The 23,813-nt window shown below is 53.5% G+C and carries 24 protein-coding genes and 1 riboswitch; of the genes, 10 read left to right on the forward strand and 14 right to left on the reverse strand.

The window, feature by feature from the left end; genetic code table 11:
- Window positions 1-363 precede the first annotated feature (363 nt).
- Window positions 364-1,314, reverse strand: coding sequence for a ketopantoate reductase family protein (locus tag NWF35_RS08985; protein WP_301238717.1), 951 nt, complete (start codon window positions 1,312-1,314; stop codon window positions 364-366).
- Between the two features lie 337 nt (window positions 1,315-1,651).
- Here NWF35_RS08985 and NWF35_RS08990 point away from each other — a divergent pair, with 337 nt between their 5' ends.
- Window positions 1,652-2,527, forward strand: a complete 876-nt coding sequence (locus tag NWF35_RS08990) for a GNAT family N-acetyltransferase (RefSeq protein ID WP_301238718.1) — start codon at window positions 1,652-1,654, stop codon at window positions 2,525-2,527.
- Window positions 2,528-2,785: 258 nt separating this feature from the next.
- A complete protein-coding gene (locus NWF35_RS08995; protein WP_301238719.1) occupies window positions 2,786-3,079 on the forward strand; it encodes an alpha/beta fold hydrolase in 294 nt (97 codons plus the stop codon).
- A gap of 612 nt (window positions 3,080-3,691) precedes the next feature.
- Here NWF35_RS08995 and NWF35_RS09000 read toward each other — a convergent pair.
- Window positions 3,692-3,886: a helix-turn-helix domain-containing protein gene (locus NWF35_RS09000; RefSeq protein WP_301238720.1), complete on the reverse strand. Its 195-nt coding sequence runs from the start codon at window positions 3,884-3,886 to the stop codon at window positions 3,692-3,694.
- A 210-nt stretch (window positions 3,887-4,096) separates the two neighbouring features.
- Between NWF35_RS09000 and NWF35_RS09005 the strand changes: the two genes are divergently transcribed.
- Window positions 4,097-4,924 carry an EcsC family protein gene (locus NWF35_RS09005; protein ID WP_301238721.1) on the forward strand — a complete coding sequence of 276 codons (828 nt, stop codon included), beginning with the start codon at window positions 4,097-4,099 and terminating at the stop codon, window positions 4,922-4,924.
- Window positions 4,925-5,006: 82 nt separating this feature from the next.
- Here NWF35_RS09005 and NWF35_RS09010 read toward each other — a convergent pair whose 3' ends face one another.
- The 5 genes from NWF35_RS09010 to NWF35_RS09030 all read right to left on the reverse strand — a co-directional run bounded on the left by NWF35_RS09010 (window position 5,007) and on the right by NWF35_RS09030 (window position 7,441).
- Window positions 5,007-5,429, reverse strand: coding sequence for a hypothetical protein (locus NWF35_RS09010; RefSeq protein WP_301238722.1), 423 nt, complete (start codon window positions 5,427-5,429; stop codon window positions 5,007-5,009).
- Window positions 5,430-5,602: 173 nt separating this feature from the next.
- The gene (locus NWF35_RS09015) at window positions 5,603-5,836 is read right to left on the reverse strand and encodes a DUF2553 family protein (protein ID WP_301238723.1); all 234 of its coding nucleotides are present in this window, start codon (window positions 5,834-5,836) and stop codon (window positions 5,603-5,605) included.
- A gap of 123 nt (window positions 5,837-5,959) precedes the next feature.
- Entirely contained in the window at window positions 5,960-6,346 is a 387-nt protein-coding gene (gcvH, locus tag NWF35_RS09020) for a glycine cleavage system protein GcvH (RefSeq protein ID WP_301238724.1), read from the reverse strand.
- Between the two features lie 15 nt (window positions 6,347-6,361).
- Complete coding sequence (locus NWF35_RS09025) at window positions 6,362-6,805, reverse strand: redoxin domain-containing protein (RefSeq protein ID WP_301238746.1); 444 nt, start codon at window positions 6,803-6,805, stop codon at window positions 6,362-6,364.
- A gap of 90 nt (window positions 6,806-6,895) precedes the next feature.
- The gene (locus NWF35_RS09030) at window positions 6,896-7,441 is read right to left on the reverse strand and encodes a peroxiredoxin (protein ID WP_301238725.1); all 546 of its coding nucleotides are present in this window, start codon (window positions 7,439-7,441) and stop codon (window positions 6,896-6,898) included.
- 310 nt (window positions 7,442-7,751) lie between these two features.
- Here NWF35_RS09030 and NWF35_RS09035 point away from each other — a divergent pair, with 310 nt between their 5' ends.
- From NWF35_RS09035 to NWF35_RS09055, 5 genes are all read left to right on the forward strand, one after another.
- A complete protein-coding gene (locus tag NWF35_RS09035) occupies window positions 7,752-9,365 on the forward strand; it encodes a bifunctional metallophosphatase/5'-nucleotidase (RefSeq protein WP_301238726.1) in 1,614 nt (537 codons plus the stop codon).
- 602 nt (window positions 9,366-9,967) lie between these two features.
- A complete protein-coding gene (locus NWF35_RS09040; RefSeq protein ID WP_301238727.1) occupies window positions 9,968-11,131 on the forward strand; it encodes a cytochrome P450 in 1,164 nt (387 codons plus the stop codon).
- Between the two features lie 39 nt (window positions 11,132-11,170).
- Window positions 11,171-11,608, forward strand: coding sequence for a peptidylprolyl isomerase (locus NWF35_RS09045; protein ID WP_301238728.1), 438 nt, complete (start codon window positions 11,171-11,173; stop codon window positions 11,606-11,608).
- Window positions 11,609-11,659: 51 nt separating this feature from the next.
- Window positions 11,660-12,112, forward strand: coding sequence for a hypothetical protein (locus tag NWF35_RS09050; RefSeq protein ID WP_301238729.1), 453 nt, complete (start codon window positions 11,660-11,662; stop codon window positions 12,110-12,112).
- A gap of 189 nt (window positions 12,113-12,301) precedes the next feature.
- Entirely contained in the window at window positions 12,302-14,083 is a 1,782-nt protein-coding gene (locus tag NWF35_RS09055; protein WP_301238730.1) for a hypothetical protein, read from the forward strand.
- Between the two features lie 61 nt (window positions 14,084-14,144).
- Here NWF35_RS09055 and NWF35_RS09060 read toward each other — a convergent pair whose 3' ends face one another.
- Both NWF35_RS09060 and NWF35_RS09065 read right to left on the reverse strand, forming a co-directional pair.
- Window positions 14,145-14,822, reverse strand: a complete 678-nt coding sequence (locus NWF35_RS09060) for an SOS response-associated peptidase (protein ID WP_301238731.1) — start codon at window positions 14,820-14,822, stop codon at window positions 14,145-14,147.
- 15 nt (window positions 14,823-14,837) lie between these two features.
- The gene (locus NWF35_RS09065) at window positions 14,838-16,442 is read right to left on the reverse strand and encodes a thiamine pyrophosphate-binding protein (protein ID WP_301238732.1); all 1,605 of its coding nucleotides are present in this window, start codon (window positions 16,440-16,442) and stop codon (window positions 14,838-14,840) included.
- A gap of 128 nt (window positions 16,443-16,570) precedes the next feature.
- Between NWF35_RS09065 and NWF35_RS09070 the strand changes: the two genes are divergently transcribed.
- A complete protein-coding gene (locus tag NWF35_RS09070; RefSeq protein ID WP_301238747.1) occupies window positions 16,571-17,635 on the forward strand; it encodes a MerR family transcriptional regulator in 1,065 nt (354 codons plus the stop codon).
- A gap of 121 nt (window positions 17,636-17,756) precedes the next feature.
- Here the strand turns inward: NWF35_RS09070 and NWF35_RS09075 are convergent, their stop codons facing one another.
- The 5 genes from NWF35_RS09075 to NWF35_RS09095 all read right to left on the reverse strand — a co-directional run bounded on the left by NWF35_RS09075 (window position 17,757) and on the right by NWF35_RS09095 (window position 21,969).
- A complete protein-coding gene (locus NWF35_RS09075) occupies window positions 17,757-18,119 on the reverse strand; it encodes an arsenate reductase family protein (protein ID WP_301238733.1) in 363 nt (120 codons plus the stop codon).
- A gap of 366 nt (window positions 18,120-18,485) precedes the next feature.
- Entirely contained in the window at window positions 18,486-19,043 is a 558-nt protein-coding gene (locus tag NWF35_RS09080; RefSeq protein ID WP_301238734.1) for a cob(I)yrinic acid a,c-diamide adenosyltransferase, read from the reverse strand.
- A gap of 160 nt (window positions 19,044-19,203) precedes the next feature.
- On the reverse strand, window positions 19,204-19,968 hold the full coding sequence (locus NWF35_RS09085; RefSeq protein ID WP_301238735.1) for a heme ABC transporter ATP-binding protein: 765 nt from the start codon (window positions 19,966-19,968) through the stop codon (window positions 19,204-19,206).
- Window positions 19,962-21,017: a FecCD family ABC transporter permease gene (locus tag NWF35_RS09090; protein WP_301238736.1), complete on the reverse strand. Its 1,056-nt coding sequence runs from the start codon at window positions 21,015-21,017 to the stop codon at window positions 19,962-19,964. The genes NWF35_RS09085 and NWF35_RS09090 overlap by 7 nt, the downstream gene beginning before the upstream one ends.
- Before the next feature lie 7 nt (window positions 21,018-21,024).
- Window positions 21,025-21,969: an ABC transporter substrate-binding protein gene (locus NWF35_RS09095; protein WP_301238737.1), complete on the reverse strand. Its 945-nt coding sequence runs from the start codon at window positions 21,967-21,969 to the stop codon at window positions 21,025-21,027.
- 137 nt (window positions 21,970-22,106) lie between these two features.
- A riboswitch (cobalamin riboswitch) is annotated at window positions 22,107-22,311 on the reverse strand.
- Between the two features lie 429 nt (window positions 22,312-22,740).
- Here NWF35_RS09095 and NWF35_RS09100 point away from each other — a divergent pair.
- Window positions 22,741-23,595: an alpha/beta hydrolase family protein gene (locus NWF35_RS09100; protein ID WP_301238738.1), complete on the forward strand. Its 855-nt coding sequence runs from the start codon at window positions 22,741-22,743 to the stop codon at window positions 23,593-23,595.
- Window positions 23,596-23,813 lie beyond the last annotated feature (218 nt).

Here is a 23,813-nt window from a genome sequence, read left to right on the forward strand (position 1 = left end):
CCTATATTTCGGGTTCAGTAAGCCTAATTCGTGAATTGTGGCCCCTGACTTCGCTTTTAGTTGCTATACGCTTGTTATTGACCAGCCGGATGCTCAAGAGAACCAACCCCTAGTGGGCCCCGCTACTAGTCCAGCCCTGGTTCGGCAGAGTACTGTACTTCAGGACCATTCCTCCAATTGCAGAACCGCTCCCAATCCCCAAATAAAGAAACGTCGCGTTCAATGCCAGCACTACTCGGGGAGGGGAGACGTTCATCAACACAAAAACAGGACGATAACCGAGATTACCCGGGTCATCGTCCTTTCCAAGAAATCGATGTGTTCCCTATTGAGCAGAGGACTATATTTCGCATTGTTCTTCTTTCATACAGCTCTTGTTCCACTCACCGTGTAAGCGTTTTTTCCCCGGTCGGCTTCGTATGCTTTGACGTGACTGTACACAGTTTTCAACAACGGCAGATCCAAATCGGCAGGTGCGTTCCGAATCAGGTAACCGTGCAGATGGTCCGTCTCGGTGGGCAACCCCTTTTCGATATCCCTTGACAACGAGGACTTCATCTCCGGTCCCTGAGCCTCCATCACCCGCCAGATTTTCTCCTCCATCTCCTCTGGCAATGACGGTTCGATCGACCGGGCCACTGTGACCACTTCATTCAACAGCCGGCGGAACAACTCTTTTCCGAACGGCGACGCCATCACTCCCCCCAGCGTGGTACGCATAAGTGCTGTCATCCCGCTGAAGGTGGCGATAAACACATATTTGTTCCACATCTCCTGTACGATATGATCGCTTGCCCGTGCCTGCATATTGGCGCCTTCCATTTCATGAATCAACGTTTTCACGCGCTCCGACATGCGCCCGTCCCATTCCCCGAACACCATATCGTGACGCGAACTGTATTGCTCCACTTCCCCGTGATCGTTCAATGTGGATTCGATGAAACAAAGCCCGCCCAATACCCGTTCTCGTCCGAAACGCTCAAACAATACCTCGACATGGGCGATTCCGTTGAGCAAAGGCAGGATGGTCGTCCGTTCGTCTACATACGGCGTGATCGAATCCAACACCGTGTCCAAATGATACGCTTTGACCGAAAGCACGATACAATCAAATGGCTCCGCCTTCTCGCCTGCGGTGATCACTTTTGGCTTGGTATTAAAATCCCCATGTATACTTCGAATGGATAATCCACGTTCTTGTAATTGACACTTTCTTCTTTCCCGTACCAAAAAGGTGACATCGGCACCTTTCTCCAACAGTCGTCCGCCGAAATATCCGCCGACGGCACCCGCACCGACAAACAAAAAACGCATGGTACGCCCCTCCCTTGGATAAAAGGTAGTTCGTTTTTTCTCAAACGTCATTCTACCACAAGTTGTCCGAAAAGAGTGACGACATATCCGAGCCGGCAGAGCGAAGACTCGAAAAGCGCAGGAATGAAATCGCGGGAACTTCCTGTCAGCGAAGCGTTTTTTGACCGCGTCCTGTGCTCCAGGACAGAGCGGTTATGATCTGCTTCTGCAGGGATGGGTAGATCGAGCCGGGAAATCAATTGGACAGTATTCACCAGACACGCTCGATAAACCGGTGTATCGGCCACCTTTTCAGCGGACGAGGGTTGAACAGCAATCTTTGAAAGGTTGTGACACGATGTTGCTCCGTCCACTCAGCGATATTCCCCTTACGGATGTAGTGAATCTCTGGAATGAAGCGTTTCAGGATTATGCCATTCCCATGCAACAGAGCGTAGATCGTTTGTTTGCGCGTATGGCACGGGAAGGGCTTTCCCCGTCCTTGTCTGTTATCGCAACCATTGATGACCGGCCGGTCGGTCTGGTGCTGAACGGGATCCGTACCATCCGTGGTATGCGCATCGCCTGGAACGGAGGGACAGGGGTCATCCCCTCCTTCCGCAGATCCGGTGTAGGAAAGGCCATGATTCGGTATTGCCTGGATCTCTATCGCAAGGAAGGCGCACATATCACCACATTGGAAGCCCTCGCCGACAACCAGAAAGCGATTGATCTGTATCGCCAATGCGGTTATGAAGTGATCAACCGGATCGGCGTTTTCCTCCAACAATCCCCCGCAAACCCCGACCGGGAAACACTCCGGACCAACTGGCACATACAGCGGGTTCCAACCATTGATGTCTCGTCACTTCCCTTTTACCAAATACAAGCACCGTGGCAAACCCATTGGGAGAACCTGCCGGCTGGCGAATCGCTGATCGCATGTGACGAGAACGGAAACCCCGTCGGATACGCATTGTTTCAGCGCGTATACACAGAGGACGGGCAATGCCGGGAAATCGTGATGGTTCAATGTGAAACCAATCCAGATCATCCGCTTCGGGACGAGATAACGGTCGCGTTGGCTCACCATGTATTCCAACCCGATTTGCCCAACATCAAACGAAAAGCGATCCATGTGCCACTGTCCCGGTCTACGCTGTGCGATTGGCTGAAGAAAAACGGATTCCGATCCATTGTGGAACAGGTACAGATGAAAAAGGAGCTCCGGTAGGGTGTGTGTCCGGTCAATCCATAAAGGAGCAAATGGTTTTCCAGTGAGCGAGTTACCAAGCCCGGTTGAGCGAAAACCCGGAAAGCGCAGAATTGGAATCGCGGGCAATTTCTTCTCAGTGCATCGTACGTTGCCCGCGTCCTGCACTCCGAGGCGGAGCAGCTATGCTCTGCTTCCTTACAGGGCGCAGGTGGTCGAGCCGGTAAACAATTGGACAGTATTCACCAGACACGATCGAATATAGAAAGGGGGATTTCATTGCTCGTTACGCTGATCCATAGTCCACTGGTCGGCCCTTACTCTTGGATGCCGGTGGCGGAAAGGTTGAGAAAAAGAGGGTGGCAGACGACCGTTCTCCACTTGCACAACCAAAAACCGAATCATTGCCGCTTTTTTTGGGAGCACCATGTCAAGTCAGTGGTGCAACACCTCTCTGCCGCTCCCCCTTCTCCTGTTGTCCTGGTAACCCACAGCGGAGCGGGCGTACTGCTTCCCATCATCGGTCAGGCGTTAGGTGATCGGGTTACAGTTACATTTGGGTGGATGCCATGATCCCTGAGAAAGGAAAAAGTCGACTGGATCTTTGAGACTTTGGATGAAGTAAAAGCCTTTCGCGAAGCGGCGACAGATGGTTTGATTCCTCCATGGACAGAAGACGATTTGCAGGAGAAGTGATCCCGGACCCCACCGTCCGTCACACACTTGTGGCAGAATTGCAACCGACTCCATTGGCCGTTTATGCCGGTACCTCCGTCCTGGCCTGACGCACCGTCTGCCTATCTTCGCTTCAGCGAGACCTATCGAAGCATGGCAGCCCGGGCGGAGCAATGAGGTTGGTCATGCTATTATCTTGATGGGAATCATTTTCATCTGTTAATGAATGCGGATAAAACAGCGGAACAGATCGAGGCTTTCATCACCGGATTGGTAGGGAGATGAAAGCGTGCGGCAGCTGCGGATGATCACTACAGTTTCCTTTCTGATGGCATCGGTTGAGCGGAATGGTCTTCTTCAGTGTACAAATTGCAGGGCGTGTCAGGTCATTGGCAGATATAAAGAAGGTGACCTTTTTCCGACAGACGCCTTAGGACTAAACGAAACAAGAGCAAAAGGGAAAAGGGCCACCCGAATCGATGTTCAGACGAATTCCTTACAAAGAATCCCCTATTTCTTGTGTTCTTGCCAAGGTTGATTCACATCAAAAATCATTTTCTTCAAATCGCTTTTGCGCACGCGCCACATATTGGAAACTTTGACTCCGGGAAGTTTTCCCGTTCTGAGCCAGTAGCGGATCGTTACGGGAGAAACGTTCAGAATTTCCGCTGCTTCTTTCGGTTTTAGCAATTTTTCGTCTTCCATATGACCATCACCCTTCAATCAGCACTTCCACCTGGATTCTGTTTTAAATAAATATAGGAAAAAAGTATTATACCTACTGAAAAAATCATATAAAAGACTCCATCCCTCGTCAATCATCTTTCCAATGTTTAACCGAAATGGTTACATACCAAATGAAATCCTGTACAATACTGATTGCCATACCATCCGAACAAGGCGGTGGATATCTCGATGCATGACGGCAGAGAATTTCTTCTGCAGGAACTGGCTCACATTGAAAAATGGGAACAGGAACAGAAAGATCTCTGGTTTTGGGAGAAAATCGGCAGAATCCCTTTCGCCTTGTTGGACAAAATCACACCACGGATCGTTCACGACAAAATCGAACAAGCGTTGAACGAATTGGGCAGCTATTTGATGACCGGCGGCCGCTATCTTATTCTGGAACAGCGCGTCTACCAAAAGTGTGCACAAAAATGGCCACAGCTCCGCCCCCCTTATACACCCGCGCAAATGGCAGATGCCCCGATGAACATCATGGACGCGTTGGCTGATGACATGATCGAAACCCATGTCGGTGTCGCCACCGTACAAGGGGCGACCACGGGATTCGGTGGCGTATTCACACTGGCACTGGACATCCCGGCCGTATTGGGCCTGTCGCTCAAAATCTTACAGGAAATCGCCATCGTGTATGGATATGATCCCAAAGAACAGCGAGAACGAGCGTTCATCGTCAAATGCATGCAATTTGCCTCCTCCGACTACGTAGGCAAACAAGCGATCATCGAACAGTTGGCCGTTTACCATCAACACGACCCTCAGCGGGAGCGACATGTGATCTCCGAACTGCAGGGTTGGCGCGAAGTGTTCGAAAGCTACCGCGACACCTGGGGATGGAAAAAGTTATTCCAACTCGTACCGGTCATCGGCGTCTTTTTCGGCGCAATCTTGAACCGGGCCATGTTGCGCGACGTGGCGGAGGCCGGAAAACAGTTTTACCGCAAACGCAGGATTCACGAAAAGTTGAAACAAACCCTCCCATCTAGTCATTCGTAAGCAAGACAAAATTTCATGCACTCATGCACGTTTCACTGCAAACAAAAAACCCTGCCGAGTGATCGGCAGGGTTACTCGTCGCTTATTTATTTTCGGCACGTTGCTGCTGGAAACGGATCAAGCGGCGGCTGAGCACACGGAGCCTGTTTTTCAATTGTTCTTCCCATTCTTCGTCTTCGAGCGCCTTGGCTACACGTGACAGATCCAACGCCATGTCGATCTGTTCCCGCAACACCGTTTCTGGATTATCCTCTTCAAAGCTAGTGCAGTGTTCTTTCCACTCCTGCACCTTTTGAGGATCCAGATATTCGTTGAGATTCACTTCGTGCGCCCCGTCTTCCAGAGCGTATTCCACCAGCAGTTCAAACTCGTCGCGGACCGCGTGATGCACCTCAACCTGGTGACAGACCGGACAATAAAACAGCGGTACGTTATGAACCCGCGTCGGTCCCTGACGCAATGATCCGATTGTTCCGATCATCGAAGCGCCACAGCAAAAACCCATGGCTCCTCCGCCTCCTTCGATCCTGTCTCTTTCTGTCAAAAAAAGTAGCACGGCCGCTTTTCAAAATGCGTTTGTTCTGTTATTGTTAATATTGTACCACACGAGGAGAACAGCCAAACCTGATGAAAATAAAACCGCATAGCGAGCACAATTGCTATGCGGCTTTCACGGGATCAGCACCATCCCATATCACAACTCTGCGTATAATGTTCATCAGGGAACTGATTGCCCACGGCATAGATGGAGTTCTCCTCCACCTCAAACCCATCTACTACTTCCATACCCATGTTGCGCAAGTCGATCCTTCCGATCGGCTTCTTGTTGTAATACAACACCATTTCGCCGTCACCCATCCGCCCGGTCACTTTCCGTGTGATGTTGATGCGGTATTTGGCATTTGAAGACATCTCGGTCATCCCTCCTTCAAGCATACGTAGCGTGAGGGGATGCGGAAGGTCCAACCAGCAAACCTTCACCGAGGACCTTCACGCATCGATTATTATATATTATACCGCATTTTATCAGAATGTTTAATCTTCATTCACCAATTCCTCATATTTTTCCGCACTCAACAGTTTGTCAAGATCGGATGGATCAGACATTTCCACTACAATCATCCATCCATCTCCGTATGGGGATTCGTTTACTTTTTCCGGCGCATCTTCCAAGTCACCGTTCACTTCCACGACTTTACCGCTGACCGGTGCATACAACTCCGACACCGTTTTGACGGATTCCACACTGCCGAATGGCTCACCAGCCGTCACTTCGGTACCTACTTCGGGCAGTTCCACAAATACGATATCACCCAATTCCGATTGGGCGAAATCAGTGATCCCCACGCGCACCTTGTTGTCGCCTTCTTCTTTTACCCACTCGTGTTCTTCGCTGTACCGCAATTCTTTCGGCAGATTCATCCTAATCCCTCCGCATTATTCTTCGCCCAAAATGCGATTCAACGGGTTTTGCAACAGGTTGAGCGCTTTTTCACCGGCCGAGCGGTGACGCAATACGCCTTCTTGATCGAACAGGTAGAACGCCGGTACAAATTCGTTTTCAAATGCGTCCACCACGTTATGTTGATTGTCGATCGCTTGGGGATGTTTCAATTCGTATTTTTCGATCGTCTCTTTGACCGGGCCGATTTCTGTGTCCTTTTCGGATCGCGGCATGTGGACACCGATCACTTGCAGTCCTTTGTCTTTGTATTTTTCCCGAATCTCATTCACTTGCGGCAGACTGGCTTTGCACATGCCGCAACTGATAGACCAAAAGTGAACGAGCACCGATTTGCCTTGAAGATCTTCCTTGGAGACTTCGCCGTTCACCCACTCAGTGACCCCTTTGAGTTCGGGCATAGGCGTCCTTAGACGCATGGCCATCGCACATCAAACCTCCTTCTCCAACATTGGATGGAAGAAAGGACCTAACGGCAGATGCGTTAGGCCCTTGTCCGCATGTATTCATTAAGCTTCCAGGGTTTTTTGGCCCGGTTTCCAGTCGGAGGGGCACAACCCGCCAGTTTGCAGGGCTTGCAGCACCCGCAGCGTTTCATCCACACTGCGGCCGATGTTCAAGTCGTGCACCACTTGATAACGCACGATGCCTTCCGGATCGATGATGAACAGACCGCGCAGGGCCACACCTTCTTCTTCGATCAAGACGCCGTAGTCGCGAGCCACTTTTTTGGTGAAGTCCGAGGCCAGCGGGAACTTGATGTCGCCCAGACCGTTTTCTTCACGCGGCGTTTTGATCCAAGCACGGTGAGAGTATTTGCTGTCCGTGCTGACACCCAGCACTTCAGCCCCAAGGTCTTGGAATTCTTCGTAACGGTCGCTCATCGCAGTGATTTCCGTCGGGCAAACGAAGGTGAAGTCCAGCGGATAGAAGAACAGCACCAGCCATTTGCCTTTATAATCGGAGAGCTTCACTTTTTCGTCCAGCGTCTCCAGGTTTTTGGTGCTTTCCATTTCAAAATCCGGAGCCGGCAGTCCCACAAGACGAGTTGCCATTCGTCCCTTCCTCCTTTTTGTATTTGAGATAAATTGAGGGTGTTGTTCAAGAGCCATGTTTAATTTACCCAACGCTTATCGTATGTAAACATGGCTCGTGAACCCCCGACGCTTATTAACATACCACGACCCTTATTTAAAGTCAATACTAATTTGTATTAAATACAATTTGGGAATGGTTATCAAAAGATGAAGGGTTTTTTGCGATGATTGTCCAAACCTTTACGTTGGATTGACCAGGTATTCATCTCCATTTGATACCTACCATCCACATCGGTAACGACAGATCACAAAGAGAGGGGATCCATTCATGGAAAAACGAGGCTTCCGTGTGCAGCGATGGACCAAGTCACTCTTGGCCTGTGCCGTACTCACATGTGCACCGCTGCTGACGGCAGCGGATCTGTCACCGGCGGCACATCCCCAGCCGTTTATGAACGTGCAATTGTTGGGGATCAATGATTTTCACGGCCAACTCGACGTGACGCGCAACGTGAACGGCAAACCTGTGGGACGCGGGGACGTGTTGGCCGCTTATTTGCGCGAACGGGAGGCGCAAAACCCGAATACCCTGCTGGTTCATGCGGGCGACATGGCCGGAGCGAGTGCGCCCGTCTCAGCTTTGATGCAGGACGAGCCAACGATCGAAATGTTGAACAAGCTGAAATTTGATGTCGGAACAGTAGGCAATCACGAGTTCGATGAAGGCGTCAACGAGATGATGCGGTTAATTTACGGGGGATACCACGAGAAGACGGGTTACTTTGAGGGAGCCGATTTCCCTTATATCTGTGCCAATGTTGTCGATGAAAAAACCAAGCGACCCATTCTCCCTCCCTCGCTCATCAAACGGGTGAACGGCATACCGATCGGGTTTATCGGCGTAGTGACAAAGACGACCCCGACCATTGTGACGCCCTCCGGTGTGAAAGGCGTTTTGTTCACCGATGAAGCGGAAGCGATCAACCGGGAGGCTGCCAAGCTGAAAAAGAGGGGTGTTCATGCCATCGTGGTGTTGGCGCATGAAGGCGGAGTACAAGACGCCAAAACCGGTCAAATTACCGGCCCCATCGCCGATATCGCCAACAAAGTGGATGACGATGTGGATGTGATTTTCGCTGGGCACAGCCACAGCTATCTCAACGGCACGGTTGATGGCAAGCTGATCGTGCAGGCCTATAGCTACGGAACGGCGTTTTCCGATGTGGATATCGTGATCGACAAGCGGACCAAGGACATCGTAGCGAAAAAAGGGGAAATCATCACCACCAATCAGGCCAATGTACAACCCGATCCGGAAATCCGGGATTTGATCCAGTACTATGAAGAAAAAGTGGCGCCCATCGTCAACCAGAAAATTGGAACAGCCGCACAGACGTTGAGCAATGAAGAGAACACCGCCGGCGAGTCCGCCTTGGGCAACCTCATCGCCGATGCACAACGCTGGAAAATGGGGACTGATTTCGCGCTGATGAATCCAGGCGGCATCCGAGCCGATATCGACGCGGGCGATGTCACCTGGGGTGAGTTGTACAACGTACAGCCGTTCAGCAACGACTTGGTCAAAATGACCATGACCGGCGATCAGCTGAAACGAGTGTTGGAGCAGCAATGGCAGGGAGACCGCGCCAAGATCCTGCAAATCTCCGGCTTTACCTACACATGGGATCCCTCCCGCCCCGTCGGCGACCGAATCACGAACCTGAAAAAGGCGGACGGCACGCCGATCACACCTGACGGCCGTTACACCGTTACCGCCAACAGCTTTTTGGCCGGCGGCGGAGACGGATTCACCGTCTTCCAGGAACCGACCGACAAAGTAGTCGGACCAGTCGATCTGGACGCATTGATCGAGTATATCAAACAATTGCCGCAACCCTTCTCCGCCCAAATCGAGGGGCGCATTCAGCTCGCGGGGCAGTGAAGCACCCAGCTCATATCAGGATCCAGTTTATTCAAAGATAACAAACCCACCGACAAGAAAGTCGGTGGGTTTTCTACGTGAGATTGGGGGACAACTGATCCACATTGCCTTCACTGCTTTCCTGGAACGCTCCACCTGTGCCCTGAAAAGGAAGCAGAGCAAAACCGCTCCGAACCGGGGAGCGCAGGACGGGCAATGTGCTTCACTTAGAGAAAATTGCCCGTTCTTCCTCCCGCACACCTGAATCGATAACTCTGACTTAGGTCTTCGATCGCCTAGACATGCCCTAGTCTACCTCGGGTGTACCGGCATTCGTTATCACCATTTCCTAATCAACCTATCATCTTCTTCTTTTAGTTCCACCACTTGGGACAGAAAGCCGACTTGCCATTTATATTGATCCTCTTCGAGGTTCTTGAGGGTCACCATGATCGAATCCGAACCACCTTCCCATCAATAATATAAAAATACACTATAAATAATAAATGAACACTGACAAATAGCTAAATATAGTCAAATTTGAGAATATTTATTGAAAATAACCCCTATCCAATATATAATTACATCCGATCACTGCGATCAACCGGAAAGGGGATTGGTCTATGACCACACGTTTTGCAGGAAAGCTGGAAGTTTGGTGGACCCGCATGCGGAAAGAATCGCCTCTTCACTACAATCGTGAACACCAGTATTGGGAAGTCTTTCGTTACGAAGACGTGAACCGGGTTCTGAGCGATCATCACACCTTTTCCTCGCAAAACCGGCGTCGCCAAAAGGAAGAGCCCGTCTTCCATGACAGCATCCTCTCCCTGGACCCACCACAGCACACCCTATTACGCTCCATCGTCAGTCGATCCTTCTCACCTGCATTTCTACGAGAATGGGAACCACGTATCCGTACCATTGCCAAGGATCTCCTATTGCAAACCCCGCCCGATTTCGACTTGATCAATCATTTCGCCTACCCGCTCCCGGTGACGGTCATCGCGGACATGATGGGCGTTCCTTCGAAAGATCAACCGATGTTCCGTCAGTGGGTAGATCGATTGTTCACCATGGAAAACGATCCTACCAACATCCGTTTTGCCGATGAAACCAAACCGGACGAACGAAAGCGTATTCGAAGTGTGCAGATGGATATGAAGCAATATTTCCGGGATATCGTTCACGAACGAAAACAACGTCCGCAAAACGATCTGATCTCCTTGTTGGTTGACTCCCATTCCCATGGACAGATTTCGGAAGAAGAAATTCTCAGTTTCTGTTTCTTGCTGTTGCTGGCGGGACATATTACGACTACCAACCTGATCGGCAATGCCGTCTTCTCTCTGGCCGAAGATCCTGAAACATACCGCCTTGTGCAGAAAGATCACGGGCATATCCCGCTGTTTATCGAAGAGGTGTTGCGATATCATTCTCCTGTTCGGTTTGTGACACGTACCGCCGCCCACGATGTCCGTCTGGGTGGGGAGACCCTCCATGCTGGAGAAACGGTGGTGGCGTGGATCGCTTCCGCCAACCGTGATGAACAGGTATTCGACCGTCCCGACCGTTTCATAGCGAACCGCAAACCCAACCCTCACCTCGCGTTTGGCAAAGGGATTCATTTTTGTCTGGGGGCACCACTGGCGAGAATGGAAGCACAAATCGCGATGCAGGCGCTCCTCTCTCATTGGAACAGGAAGGAACAGATTCAGATTCAGGAAGCCCGGCCTGTGAAAACGGTCTTTCTGAATGGATATGAAAAACTGACCATTGCTTCGTGATGAGTGTGATACAATCAGTGACGAGAGGAGTGTGAACACATGGCCAAAAAAGGCAGCATCACGATGGAAAGCGGCGAGAAAATCCTTATCGAATTTTTCCCGGAAGCCGCACCGGGAACCGTCGCCAACTTCGAAAAACTGGCCAACGAGGGATTCTACGACGGATTGACGTTTCATCGCGTAATCCCCGGCTTCGTCAGCCAAGGGGGCTGTCCGTATGGAAACGGCATGGGCGGACCGGGCTACACCATCAAGTGCGAAACGGAAGGCAATCCTCACAAACACATTCCTGGTGCCGTCTCCATGGCGCATGCCGGCAAAGACACCGGCGGGAGCCAGTTTTTCATCTGCCACGAAGCCCAGCCTCATCTGGACGGCGTCCACACCGTGTTTGGGCAAGTGATCGAAGGATTGGATACGGTCAAAAACATGAAGCCCGGTGACCGAATGAAAGAAGTGCGCGTGTGGGAAGAGTGACGGCAATCCCCCGATGAATTTCGGGGGATTTGAAAGGAGAAACAGAAAATTGTGAAACGCTGGTTCCAACGCGCTGTCGGCAAGGCTGTGGAAGTCGTGTTGTTATGCCTAGTCTTCGGATTTTTGTTGGCGCTTTCAGCGTTGGAAGCGGGATTACTGTGGATGATTCTTTGGGGTTGGAGCGTTGTGTTGGGCCATGGTGCGGTTTGGGGACACACGGACTTCTGGACAATGATACTCGTTGTGAGTTTCTTTCAACTTATAGAGGAAAGGCGAACCCGTTTCAACCGGGATATCAAACGGCGGCTCCTCTTTCATGGCGTGGAAGTGGCGGTGGTGGGAGGCTTGCTGACGGTGGGCACCTGGTTGAACGGGATGGAAGTGGAATTGCCGCTTTCAGTAATCTGTCCGGCGTCTGTCAGCTATGTTTTAATCATGGTGGCAGTGAATGATTTCTTTCGGCGACTGGAGAGTAATGAGGATCGGCGTACCCCTCTGGATTGAGGTAAGAGTGCCTTTTGTAATGGGTGACTTCATCCGAAGAAACGAGAAGTCTGGCAGGCGATGAGCGTTGGACGGTTCCGTTTGTACCCTCTCAAGCTTTGAAAGACGAAGTTGGGTCAGCATTTTTAAGAAATAATTTTGGTAATCGACAGAATAATATCCACCTTCATCATCGGGGGAAACAGGAGAATGGGACGGAAGAAAAAGACAAAAAAATGGTCGATTCGCTTGGATGGTCGGGAGACAGCGATCGAGGCGGAGTGGAGCCGAAGTGCCGGGTCGATTTGGGTGGACGGCAAAGCGATGGAATCTTGGACGATTCTATTTGATGCTCCGGAGCACCATCACGTCCTGCGGCTCGGCAGGCACCGCGTCATAGTACATTTCCGGCGGGAAAACGGGAAAGGCTCTTTTCTTACCGATCTCAGCGTGGACGGGATATCGGTGGCAAACGGCCAACCGGTGAAAGAGCGAAAAGCCACACCAGTGAGCGAGATCGAGAAAGTCTGGAAGATTCGGCTTGATGATGGGGAGCACGAGGTCTACCTGCGTCACCAGAACGGCATGCAGATTGAAATCCTGCTAGATGACCGGATGATGGAAAAGTCTTTCGTCATCGACCGCCACAGCGACCATCTGTTCTGTTTGGGCCGGCATGTCGTCGGCGTACACATCCGGCGTTTGTCGGAATATGAAAGCTTGTATGATTTGTCCATCGATGGTGTTTCCCAGGATACAGGGGAAGAAATGGAGCCGTTCACGCTCATGCCGGTGGATCGTTGTGACTTACGGGTATGGGAGGTCAATTTGAACGGAAAACTTCATCGCGTGGAGCTGATCCATCCACTGACCCGGCGGATGCGTGTGCAAGTAAACGGAAAACCGGTGACGGAAACAGGCTCTGCATGGAAGATGGAATCCGTTCGCATCCCCTTCCGGATTGAGGAGACTTCGTGTGAAATCCGTGTCGGAATGAAAGAAAAAGGTCATCTCCTCCTTGACCTGTTGGTGGAGGGCGTATCCGCGACGACGGGACAATCTGTTCCGGATTTGTGGGGGGAGACTGTGGAAAACGGGAGAACCAACAGTTGTCACCAGACCTGGATAGTAACACAGGAAGGAAAGTCGCATGAGGTGACGGTGCAAGCGGAGGGGCAACGCATCCGGATCCTGTTGAACGGGCGGGAAGTACACAAGCATACGATGTTGCATGCGCTTGTGAATTCCCTCAAAAATGACAGCGGCTTGATCTGGTTTCCGCTTCCGCTGAACAAGGCAGACAACGGGGTACTATTGGAAAGCTTGCCGGAGGGACCGGTTTTCCGCCTCTATTTGGACGGTAAAGATGCAGACAACGGGGAAAGCCTGTCTCCTCTCTATGCGATGTGCTCCGACCTGAAAACACGGATGTGGGTGTTTGCGGACCGGGAAGGGCGAACGCAACGGGTGGAGGTCCGCCAGGAGAACTGGCGATGGACGCACACCGTATGGGTGAACGGCCATCAAGTCGGAAAGTTTTCGTGGTGGAGAAACAAAGAGATAGCGTTGCCACTCGGAAACTTGGAAGCACGCCTTATGGTCAAACAGGATTTTGCCAACCACAGAACCCGATACGCGTTAGTTGTGGAGGATCAGGTGGTGAAAAGAGGAGAGGAGCTGGATTTCTCCCGAACACCGGGCTACCGAAATCCTGTCGACCCGTTTCCGAGCGAACCGTTCCGTGAACGGGTGAAGAAGGCGGTTTCCATGTTTTTGGGTTTGGTAGCGTTTCAACTGGTCATCCGATGGTTGTCGGGAGAACATGACCATCCGGTTTCAAAGTCCTTGTTCTTTTCCTTTTTTATGGCTCTTTCCTGCTTGTTTGAATCACGAAGAGCCTGGATCCTGGCCCTGATTGGCTTGACGCTGATCTTGATTGGTGCACAAACGGCTTATGACGAGTTGCTGAAACCGTGGGTCGCCGGTTTGTGAAGGAAGGAGTTGAACCTTTTCGCAAGTTTTTACGGGTCAATTGACTCCTGTGATCAGGTTGTCAATCCCCCTCCACAGGCTCAATACATTGCGGCACATCATTCCGTGGCGAGTTGACCACCGTGGAGACGGGATAAAACGACAATGTGTCCGCACGCGGAACCAGCATCTCCACAGCGGCGACCGGGTCGCGCAGATCAGCATCAAGCCACATTGACTCCGCATCCGGTTGCAGGATCACCGGCATGCGGTCGTGGATAGACGCCACCGGCCCGACCGCTTCTGTCGTAATGATGGTGAACGAATCGACCGTCTCCCCTTCCGGCGACACCCATCGGTCCCACAGCCCGGCCAAACCCGCCAACCCGTCTTCCGGCACAATCCGGTACGGTTGTTTCCGTTTGTCCGGCAACACTTTCCATTCATAGTACCCGTCTGCGGGAATGATACATCTGCGGCGAGGTACCAGGGAGCGAAACGCCGGTTTTTCCAGCAGGGTTTCCCTTCTGGCATTGATCATCCGCTGCCCGATCGACGGCGTACGCGCCCAATGTGGAATCAATCCCCAACGAAACATCATCAACCTCCTTTCACCTCCCGGTAACCCGACCACTACCGGGACACGCTGGGTGGGTGCGATGTTGTAATGGGGCTCATGTTCCACCTGTTCCGCTTCTGCGATTAGAAACCGCCGTATGATATCCCCCAATCCTGCGGTCAGCGTGAAACGTCCGCACATGACACATCCTCCCTTTCAAAATGTGGTATGGGGCACCATCACATCCGAACAGCGCACGTCCACGATAGTGGGCACCGGTCTAGCCAACGCCCGCTGTAACACCGGCTCCAGGTCTTCCGGCTGCTCGACAACGAACCCTTCTCCTCCGCATGCGACTGCCAGAGCGGAGAAATCCGGATTGACCGTCTCACTGCCCATGGTGCTGAATCCGGCCAGTTGCATCCGATTTTTCTCCATGGCATACGATCCGTTGTTCATCACCACCAGCGTGATGTCCAACCCATAATGGGTCGCTGTCACCAAATCGGCAATCGTCGTCATCACCCCGCCGTCACCCGCCAACGCCACCACCTGTCGGTCCGGGTAGAACAACTTGGCGGCCATAGCCGCAGGCAGGGCAAATCCCAGCGTCCGCCATCGTCCCGAGATCAGAATCTCCTGCCGTCGACTTTGAAAAATGCGGTTGAACCACAACGTGTGGTCCCCCGTATCCACCGCTATCACCGCGTCCTCTGCGACACAGCGGGACAAAGCGTGAATCACGCGCTGGGGGGCGATGGGCACCCCGCTTTGGCTCACCTCATCGGCCAACCGACGCTCCCAATCCTCCCGCAGCTGATGCACCCGTGCGCGCCATTCGGAGCGGTCCCACTGTTGCAACTGACCAGACAGGGCAGGCACCACCGCTTCCACCTTACCTGCAATCCCTACGGTAACCGGTACGACCCGTCCAATGGCACGGGGATCGGCATCGACCTGGATGATGGGGATATGCCGAGGTATTTCCGTTTTCGGCCACCAAGTCGCTCCCAATACGAGACAGACATCCGCTTCATTGAGCAACACCGTGGATGGTTCGCTGCCCGCCTGCCCCAATCCCCCCACAAACAAGGGATGGTCGTTGGGAATCACCGGTCGTGCCGGCATGGTGGCAATCACCGGTGCATCCAGCTGTTCTGCCATCGCCGCAATCTGTTGACCTGCCCGTTCTCCTCCGCGTCCGACCAGCAAAACGGGGCGTCGGGACTGATTGAGCCACTCCGCCGCCGTCCTCACATCCCTTGCGGAAATCTCCGGTTTCCATTTGGCCGGGGGGAGGGGAAAAACAGGGTCGGAAACCGGTATGCTCCATACATCTTTCGGAACGGACAAATGGCCCACCCCTCCCTGTTCCACCGCCGTCCGCAACGCCAAATGCAATTGCAGCGGCAATCCACGAGCCTCCGCCACCAGCGCAGAATAGGACGCGACAGCCTGAAACAATAATTGCTGATCCAGATCCTGTTTTGCCCCCGTCCCCAGTCTCTCTCGCGGCACTTGACCGGTGACGGCTAACAAGGGGACCTGGTCCAATGCGGCATCACCCAACCCCGCGAGCAAAAGGGCGGCACCGGGACCGCTGGTGGCAGTACAGACTCCCAGGTTTCCCGTTAATTTGGCTTCCGCCGATGCCATCAACGCCGCCGCCGTTTCGGTCCGGCACGCGATGTACTGCACCTTTGGCTGGCGGGACAACGCATCCAGCAACGCAAGATTGGCATCCCCCAACACGCCGTACACCCGTTGCACTCCCCATTCGGCCAATTGCGACACTACGTAATCTGCGACCATTTTTACCATCAATGATCCATCCTTTTTTAGCCATTTCCCTTTTCATTTTGACCGGAAACCGACGGTACATACCTCTCTTTACCTTTACGCGGCGTCAACCTTTATGATGTAAACGGGAGGGATCTCCTGTGAGAAGGATGCAGATCAAGGAGATGGCGGAACGACTGGGCATCACGCCGCGCACCATCCGCTATTACGAAGAAAAAGGGCTGATCACACCACCCAAAGAACCGGACAACCAATATCGGACCTTTACCGAGGAGGAAGCATGGCGTCTGCAAACGATCGTCACGTTGCGCCGCATCGGCATGCCGGTCAGTGAGATCAAAAAAGTGCTGGCGGAGGTGGACCGCGGTCACGAACATGTCGTCACCCGCTATCTGGAACTGCAACGGGCCGCCACATTCACCGAGTGGGTTCGACTCAAGCATCAATTGGAGATCATCGAGCAGATGATTCAAAACGGGGAACAAAACCGCGCCCCTTCCTGGGATGATTGGTACCATCTCACACGCCATTGGCAAGAGCGGGAACAATGGCGGTTAAAGTGGCAAGACCGATGGGCGTTCGATCGTCAGGCGGATACGTTTGACCAGCGCGTGAAAAGAAATGATCCGCTGGATCTGTATGCAGAGTACGACAACGCCTTGCAAATGCTGACCGAATGGATTGACGCCCGTCCGGAAGAAAGCGGATTAGACCTGGGGACGGGAACGGGCAATCTGGCCGGACGGTTTCTGACAAACGGAATCTGGATGGCCGCCGTGGATCAGTCGGCGGAGATGTTACGACGCTGCCGGGAGAAATTTCCCGAAATGACGACCAAACTGGGCAATTTTTTGGCCATCCCCTTCCCCGATAACGCTTTCGACTTTGTCGTCACCAGCTTTGCTTTTCATCATTTGCGCGAGGAACAAAAACCGCTGGCACTGGAGGAGATGTACCGGGTTTTGCGTCCCGGTGGAAGGATCGGGATGGTCGATTGGATGATTGCGAGCGACGAGACGTTTCACGCCTGGAAAGAGACGATCCGCCAGGCGGGCAGAACGGACGTGCTGAGGGAGATAGCGTCCGAATACTATGTTCGCTTGGAATGGCTGTGTCAATGGTGGATATCACGGGGATATAACGTTCAATTCCGGTCGTTGACACCTATGTTGCACGTTTGGGTGGCGAGACCACGCGATAAAAAGGACACCTGATCATCAAGGAGAAATCGCTGTCCATCCAGCGGCATTCCGCACCGACACGCGGTCAATGTGAAGGTGGCACGCAAAATCGAGTGAGAAAGAAACCGCCGCCCTCTTCAGGCGGCGGAAACACTCAACTTACCCAATGTTCCTCAAACTGCTCTTCTTTGAAGCCCACCGTAACCCGTTCGCCGTCGGTGACGATCGGCCGTTTGATCAACATGCCGTCACTGGCGAGCAAATCCAGCTTTTCTTCATCGCTCATCGTCTTCAACTTTTCTTTCAGATTGAGCTCCCGGTATTTTTGTCCGCTCGTATTGAAAAACTTTTGCACGGGCAGGCCGCTTTTGCGGATAAGCTCTTCCAGCTCCGCACGGCTGGGCGGATTCTCGACGATATGCTGCTCTTCAAACGGAACTCCCCGTTCCTCCAAAAACTTTTTGGCTTTGCGACAGGTGCCGCAACGGGGATACCAGTACATTTTCAACTTCGCCATCTGAAACCCTCCCCACAGTTTGTCCGTTACCAGTATACCCAACTTGGCGGAGCCGGGCGTGTTCGATCCCTTCCTTCGAGGGTATGTCGGCGAATCCTGTCCACATTGCTTTCCCGGCTCGCTCCACCTCGCCCTGCAGGGTAGCAGATGGTGACCGTCGCGACGACGCGGGCAAAGTACCCTTCACTTTGAGGAAATTACCCGCGATTTCCATCCTGCGCTTCCCGAATCTTCGCTCAGTCAGGGCTTAGGTCTTCGTTCGCCTGAGAAAACGTTACTCCTTCGGAATGCCCAAACACGCCCTAGCAACCTTAGAGCGCGAATCCGGCAAACCTACCCCTTGTATGGCCGAACACCGCTTCACCCTTATCGAAACACTTGTCCGCCCCGTTTGTACTCCACATCGGACACACCGTCTCTCACATTGGCCGCACGGGCGATGGCGAAGAAAAAGTCGGAAAGGCGGTTCAAATAACGGCGTACCTCGTCGTTGGTATCCTGCTCGCGGCACAGTGTCACCACACGGCGCTCGGCTCGACGAGACAGCACGCGGCACAGATGAAGCGCTGCGGAAACGGGAGATCCACCAGGCAGGATAAACCGTTGAATTTCGGGCGCTTCCGCCATGTAGCGGTCAATCCATTCCTCCAAACGGTTCACCATGTCGGCAGTCACTTTATACTGCCGCTTTTTCCCCACCTGCGCCAAATCACCACCGGCATCGAACAGTTCGTGCTGAATCTCGGTCAAATCGCGGATCATGTCCGCGTGTTTCTCCGGGTTCATCCGGGCGATCGCCTCACCGACAAACGCATTCAACTCATCAATCGTACCGTACGCTTCGACGCGGATATCGTCCTTGTCCACCCGTCCGCCAATGACACCGGTTTTTCCTTCATCCCCGGTACGGGTATAAATGCGCATCATTTTCACTCCTTCATGAAGCGGATACCGAAACGGTTCCCATTCAGACATGGAAACGAGTCGGGAAAAGGGTTCCCATGGACTTACCAGACATGCCCAATGGAAGGGACACAGAAATCGGCTGTCCGCAAGACGTGGTCACAGATCCTTTCTCCTTCGACTACAGCAATACCTGCGGCACGCCGGCAGACGGATGGCGTACCATCACCGGATCGATGCCGTACGCATCGCGGATCACTGACGCCTGGATCACCTGTTCCGGTGTCCCTTCCCGAATCACCCGACCATTTTTCAGCAACAACAACCGGTCACAGAATTGCGCCGCCAAATTCAAATCATGTAACACAATGACGACGGACAACCCATCTTTCCGTTTCCACCGCACGATCCGGTCGAGCAAGCTCAACTGATGCCGTACATCCAGATAGGTTGTGGGCTCATCCAGCAACAACAACTGGGGCTGTTGCGCCATCGCCTGCGCAATCGCCACCCGTTGTCGCTCGCCACCGCTCAATACTGCGACGGGTCGCCACCGGTGCGACAGCAATTCCGTATCGGCCAATATTTCCTCTACCAGTGCACGATCCTGTTCCGTCATCCACGGCCACCAACCCTGGTGAGGGTGACGGCCCATCATCACCACTTCTTCCACGGTGAAATCAAGCGGGGGTAACCCTTCCTGGGGGAGCAGAGCGATTCGGCGCGCCCGTTCCTTGACCGGCCAATCTGCAAGCGGACGGTCTTCCCACATCACTGTACCCGTATCGGGGCGTTCCTCACCGGACAACAGCCGGAGTAACGTGGTTTTGCCTGAGCCATTGGGCCCGATGATGCCCACCATCTCACCAGGGCCTACATTCAAGCTTACTTCGGACAGCACGCTGCGTTCGCCGTAGTGTTTGCCCACCTTTCGTGCTGCTAACATGACGATCCCTCCCCTCTGCGGGAACGGAGATGGTTTCTCAACAACCATGCGAAAAACGGTGCACCGACAAACGCAGTCACCACCCCAATCGGCAATTCACGAGGCGCCAACACCACCCGGGCCAACAGATCAGCTCCCGTCAGAAAGACCCCACCTGCCAACAGGGACAACGGAATCAGCCAACGATGATCGGGACCGCACAATATGCGCATCACATGTGGAACAACCAACCCGACAAACCCGATCGTTCCCGATACGGACACGGCTGCGGCGGTGACCAGTGATGCCGTCACCAACAACAGTCCGCGCACCATCCCGACCGACACGCCGAGATGCCCCGCTGCCCGATCACCCAACGCAAACAGGTTCAACTCCCGGCTAAACCACCAGCACACCACGATACCGATAGCCAGAAACGGAACCACCACGGCGACGTGTTCCCATTCCCGCAGTGCGAAACTGCCCATCAGCCAGCTCTGGATCTGTTGCAGCTGCTCTTCGGACAACGCGATGCAAAACGTCAGTACCGCACCGAAAAACGCCTGTACGACCACACCGGACAGGATGAGCGTCTCCGGCCGCATCTGTGAACCGACCCTGGCCAATTGCAATACGGCCAGCAATGCCAACATTGCGAAGATAAATGCGAATGCGGGTACGTTCCAACCACCCAGCCAGGCTGCCCCCCATCCGGTCAACAGCGCAATGACCGCTCCGAGGGCTGCTCCGGACGAGACACCGAGAATGTACGGATCGGCCAACGGGTTACGCAACAACGCCTGATAGACAACACCCGCCATGGCGAGCGATGCCCCGACCAGTACGGACAGCAAAACCCGCGGCAACCGAATGGATCGCACGATCGTCTCGACAGACGGGTCACCCGGTGGCTGAATCATCGAACCAACTCCAGGCAACACCCGACCCAGAATCCGCCATACATCTGTCAGCGGGATCGGCGTACTGCCTACGGACACAGCTACGGCCACCGTCAAAATCAGCAGTCCTGCCAAACCCGCTAACCAACACGCTTTCTTGCTCCGCATCATGCTTCCCTTACTGCTTCGCACCAAACACTTGCGGATACAACGCTTGCGCGATCTGTTTCAATCCTTGCGTCACCCTCGGTCCGGGCCGGTTGACCAAATCCGGGTTGACTGTGACGATCCGTTTTTGTTTCACGGCGTTGATCCCAGCCCATCCGGAGCGGGAGGCGATTTGCGATGCCACTTTATTGCCGCCGGTGTCATAGGTGGCGATGATCACGTCCGGATTCCACTTGACCACCTGCTCTGCCGACACTTGAGGCCATCCTTTTTGGCTCGCGGCCACGTTGTTCCCTCCGGCCAGACGAATCAGCTCGTCCATAAAGGTGCCCGAACCGGCGGTAAACAGTGTCGGGTCCAACTCAATCCACACTTTGACCCGCTTGTCAGCCGGGATGGAAGCCACTTTTTTCGTTACTTCGTTTTTCTCCTGTTCCATCTTGGCGACTACCTGACGCGCCTTGTCCACGGCCCCTGTCGCTTTGCCCACCAAGAGAATCGAATCTTCTACACCTTTGAGGCTTTGTCCGTCCACCACCAGCACCGTCAATCCCAGTTTCCGCAATTGGCCGATCGTATCTTGACCGTTCATCGGGTTGGCCAGCACCAGATCGGGCTTCAGCGACACCACCTTTTCCACATTGATCTTCATGTCACCCACTTTTTCCTTCTTCGCCGCTTCCGCCGGATAATTGTCCAATGAGGAAACACCGACGATCTTCTTGTCCAGACCCAATGCAAACGCGATTTCCGTGGTGCTGGGGATCAGTGAAACGATGCGCTGGGGCTCCCGCTTGATCGTTACGCTCTGTCCGGATGCATCCTTGAGGGTAACCGGGTAAGCACCCTGTTTTCCGCCGTGATTCGCGTGCGGTTGAGGCGCCTGAGAGCAACCAGCCAACCCCATCGTCATGACCAACAACAACGTCAACAACCAACCATACCACTTCTTCATCCAGTCTCTCTCCTTCCCTTCACCAACATAAAAAAACCCCACCTCCATCGAGGTCAGGGAAATCCTCTCGCGCATACCGCATGCTGGAAAACGCGCACGCGAGTGTTGCGCTCCTCCTCACACCCCGAAGGAGAATCGCAAGTGACTGCGAAAAGGCAGGTCTCCTGGCTCGTGGATCACCGCATTCGGCCGCGCCTTCCCATCCTTTCGCGGACAGTGGCATCGTGCGACCGCGCTCCCCACTCACAGTGGCGGGACCGCGCCGGATTTGCACCGGTCTTCCCTTTTCACCTTCATCCGCTCATCCATACCGGTTGCGGATGAAAGACCTTTTCGCCTATTCACTTGTCGCTTTGCAAATCACTACCCGAATTTTAACACTTTGTCAGTCTTCTGACCATCCCCCTAGTTTGGACGGCAGGCGTCGCGGGAAGGAGGAAATGGACGGTTTGGATGCGAAATCAAGTTTGTTAGGGCGTGTCTGGCAAACACTGTCCACATTGCTTTCCCTGCTTACTCTCACCTGCGCCCTGCAAGGAAGTGGATCATGGGCGCTCCGACTAGGTGAGCTCAGAACGCGAGCAAAGTACGCTTTGCTTAGAGAAATTTGCCCGCGATTTAATTCCTGTGCTTTCCGAGTCTTTGCTCTGCCGGGACTTGGTAAGTCGCTCGCCTGACATGTGCCCAGTAACAGATTGATGAGACACGTCCTAGGAAGGCATTCACGGAAAGGAGGGTGCAGGCGCGACTGTACCATTTGCGCCGCCATATATGGAACATCGAACCTTCACATGGGATTTGGGAAAAGAAAATCGCATCATCCGCGGAGACGTTTATGCCGCGACGACCAAGTCGCCGCTCCCGGTCGTCATTTTGTGCCACGGTTTTAAGGGATTCAAAAACTGGGGCTTTTTCCCACATGCCGCCAAAGTAATGGCCGACCAGGGCTTTGCTGTCATCACCTTCAACTTCTCCATGAACGGGGTAGGTGAAAGCCTGGAAGAATTCGACGAACTGGACAAGTTCGCCCGTAATACGTATTCCCGCGAACAGGAGGACTTAGCATACCTCCTGGATCGGCTGTTAAAGGGAGATGTGCCTTTGCACGAGGCAATGGACATCGATAAAATCGCCCTGGTCGGGCACAGTCGTGGCGGAGGGAACAGCCTGATCTTCGCGATGGATCACCCGGAGATCGGGGCTGTCGTGTTGTGGAACAGCATTGCCCGTGTCGACCTGTTCTCCGATGAGCTGAAACGGGAAATCCGTGAAAAAGGCGTTGCCACCATCCTCAACGCCCGCACCGGACAAGCGATGCCGATTTACCGCGAGGTGTTGGACGATTTGGAACGCAACCGTGAGCGGTTCGATATCCTGAACCGCCTCCCGTCTTTCGAACGCCCCCTGCTGATCCTGCACGGGAGTGACGACCGCTCCGTACCGCTCGCCGCGGCCAAGCAACTTTCAAGCGCCGCCGCCAACGCCCGGTTGGTCATCATCGAAGGAGCGGATCACACTTTTGGTTGTGTCCACCCGTTCCGCGGCACAACCCCTTACCTGGACCAAGCGTTGGATGAGACAGCGCGTTTTTTGCATCATACTTGGATTGACACTCCACACGGCTAAAGCCGTGGGATTCTTGAGTGGTTAACGCCCTCAGTCCATTTCTGTTTCGGGCAACCCTCAAGCTAGGGCTGTGTCATCAGCCCATCCCACCCGGTTAGCACGTACCCGGATGGGCGGCACACCTGTTACCAGTGTGCTAGGCTACTAACCCTGAAATGGCTTTGGCGATGTTGATCGCCCCATTCAGATCAGCGTGGATGGTGTATCCGCAATGTTTG

The organism is Polycladomyces subterraneus (assembly GCF_030433435.1).
Taxonomy (GTDB): domain Bacteria; phylum Bacillota; class Bacilli; order Thermoactinomycetales; family JIR-001; genus Polycladomyces; species Polycladomyces subterraneus.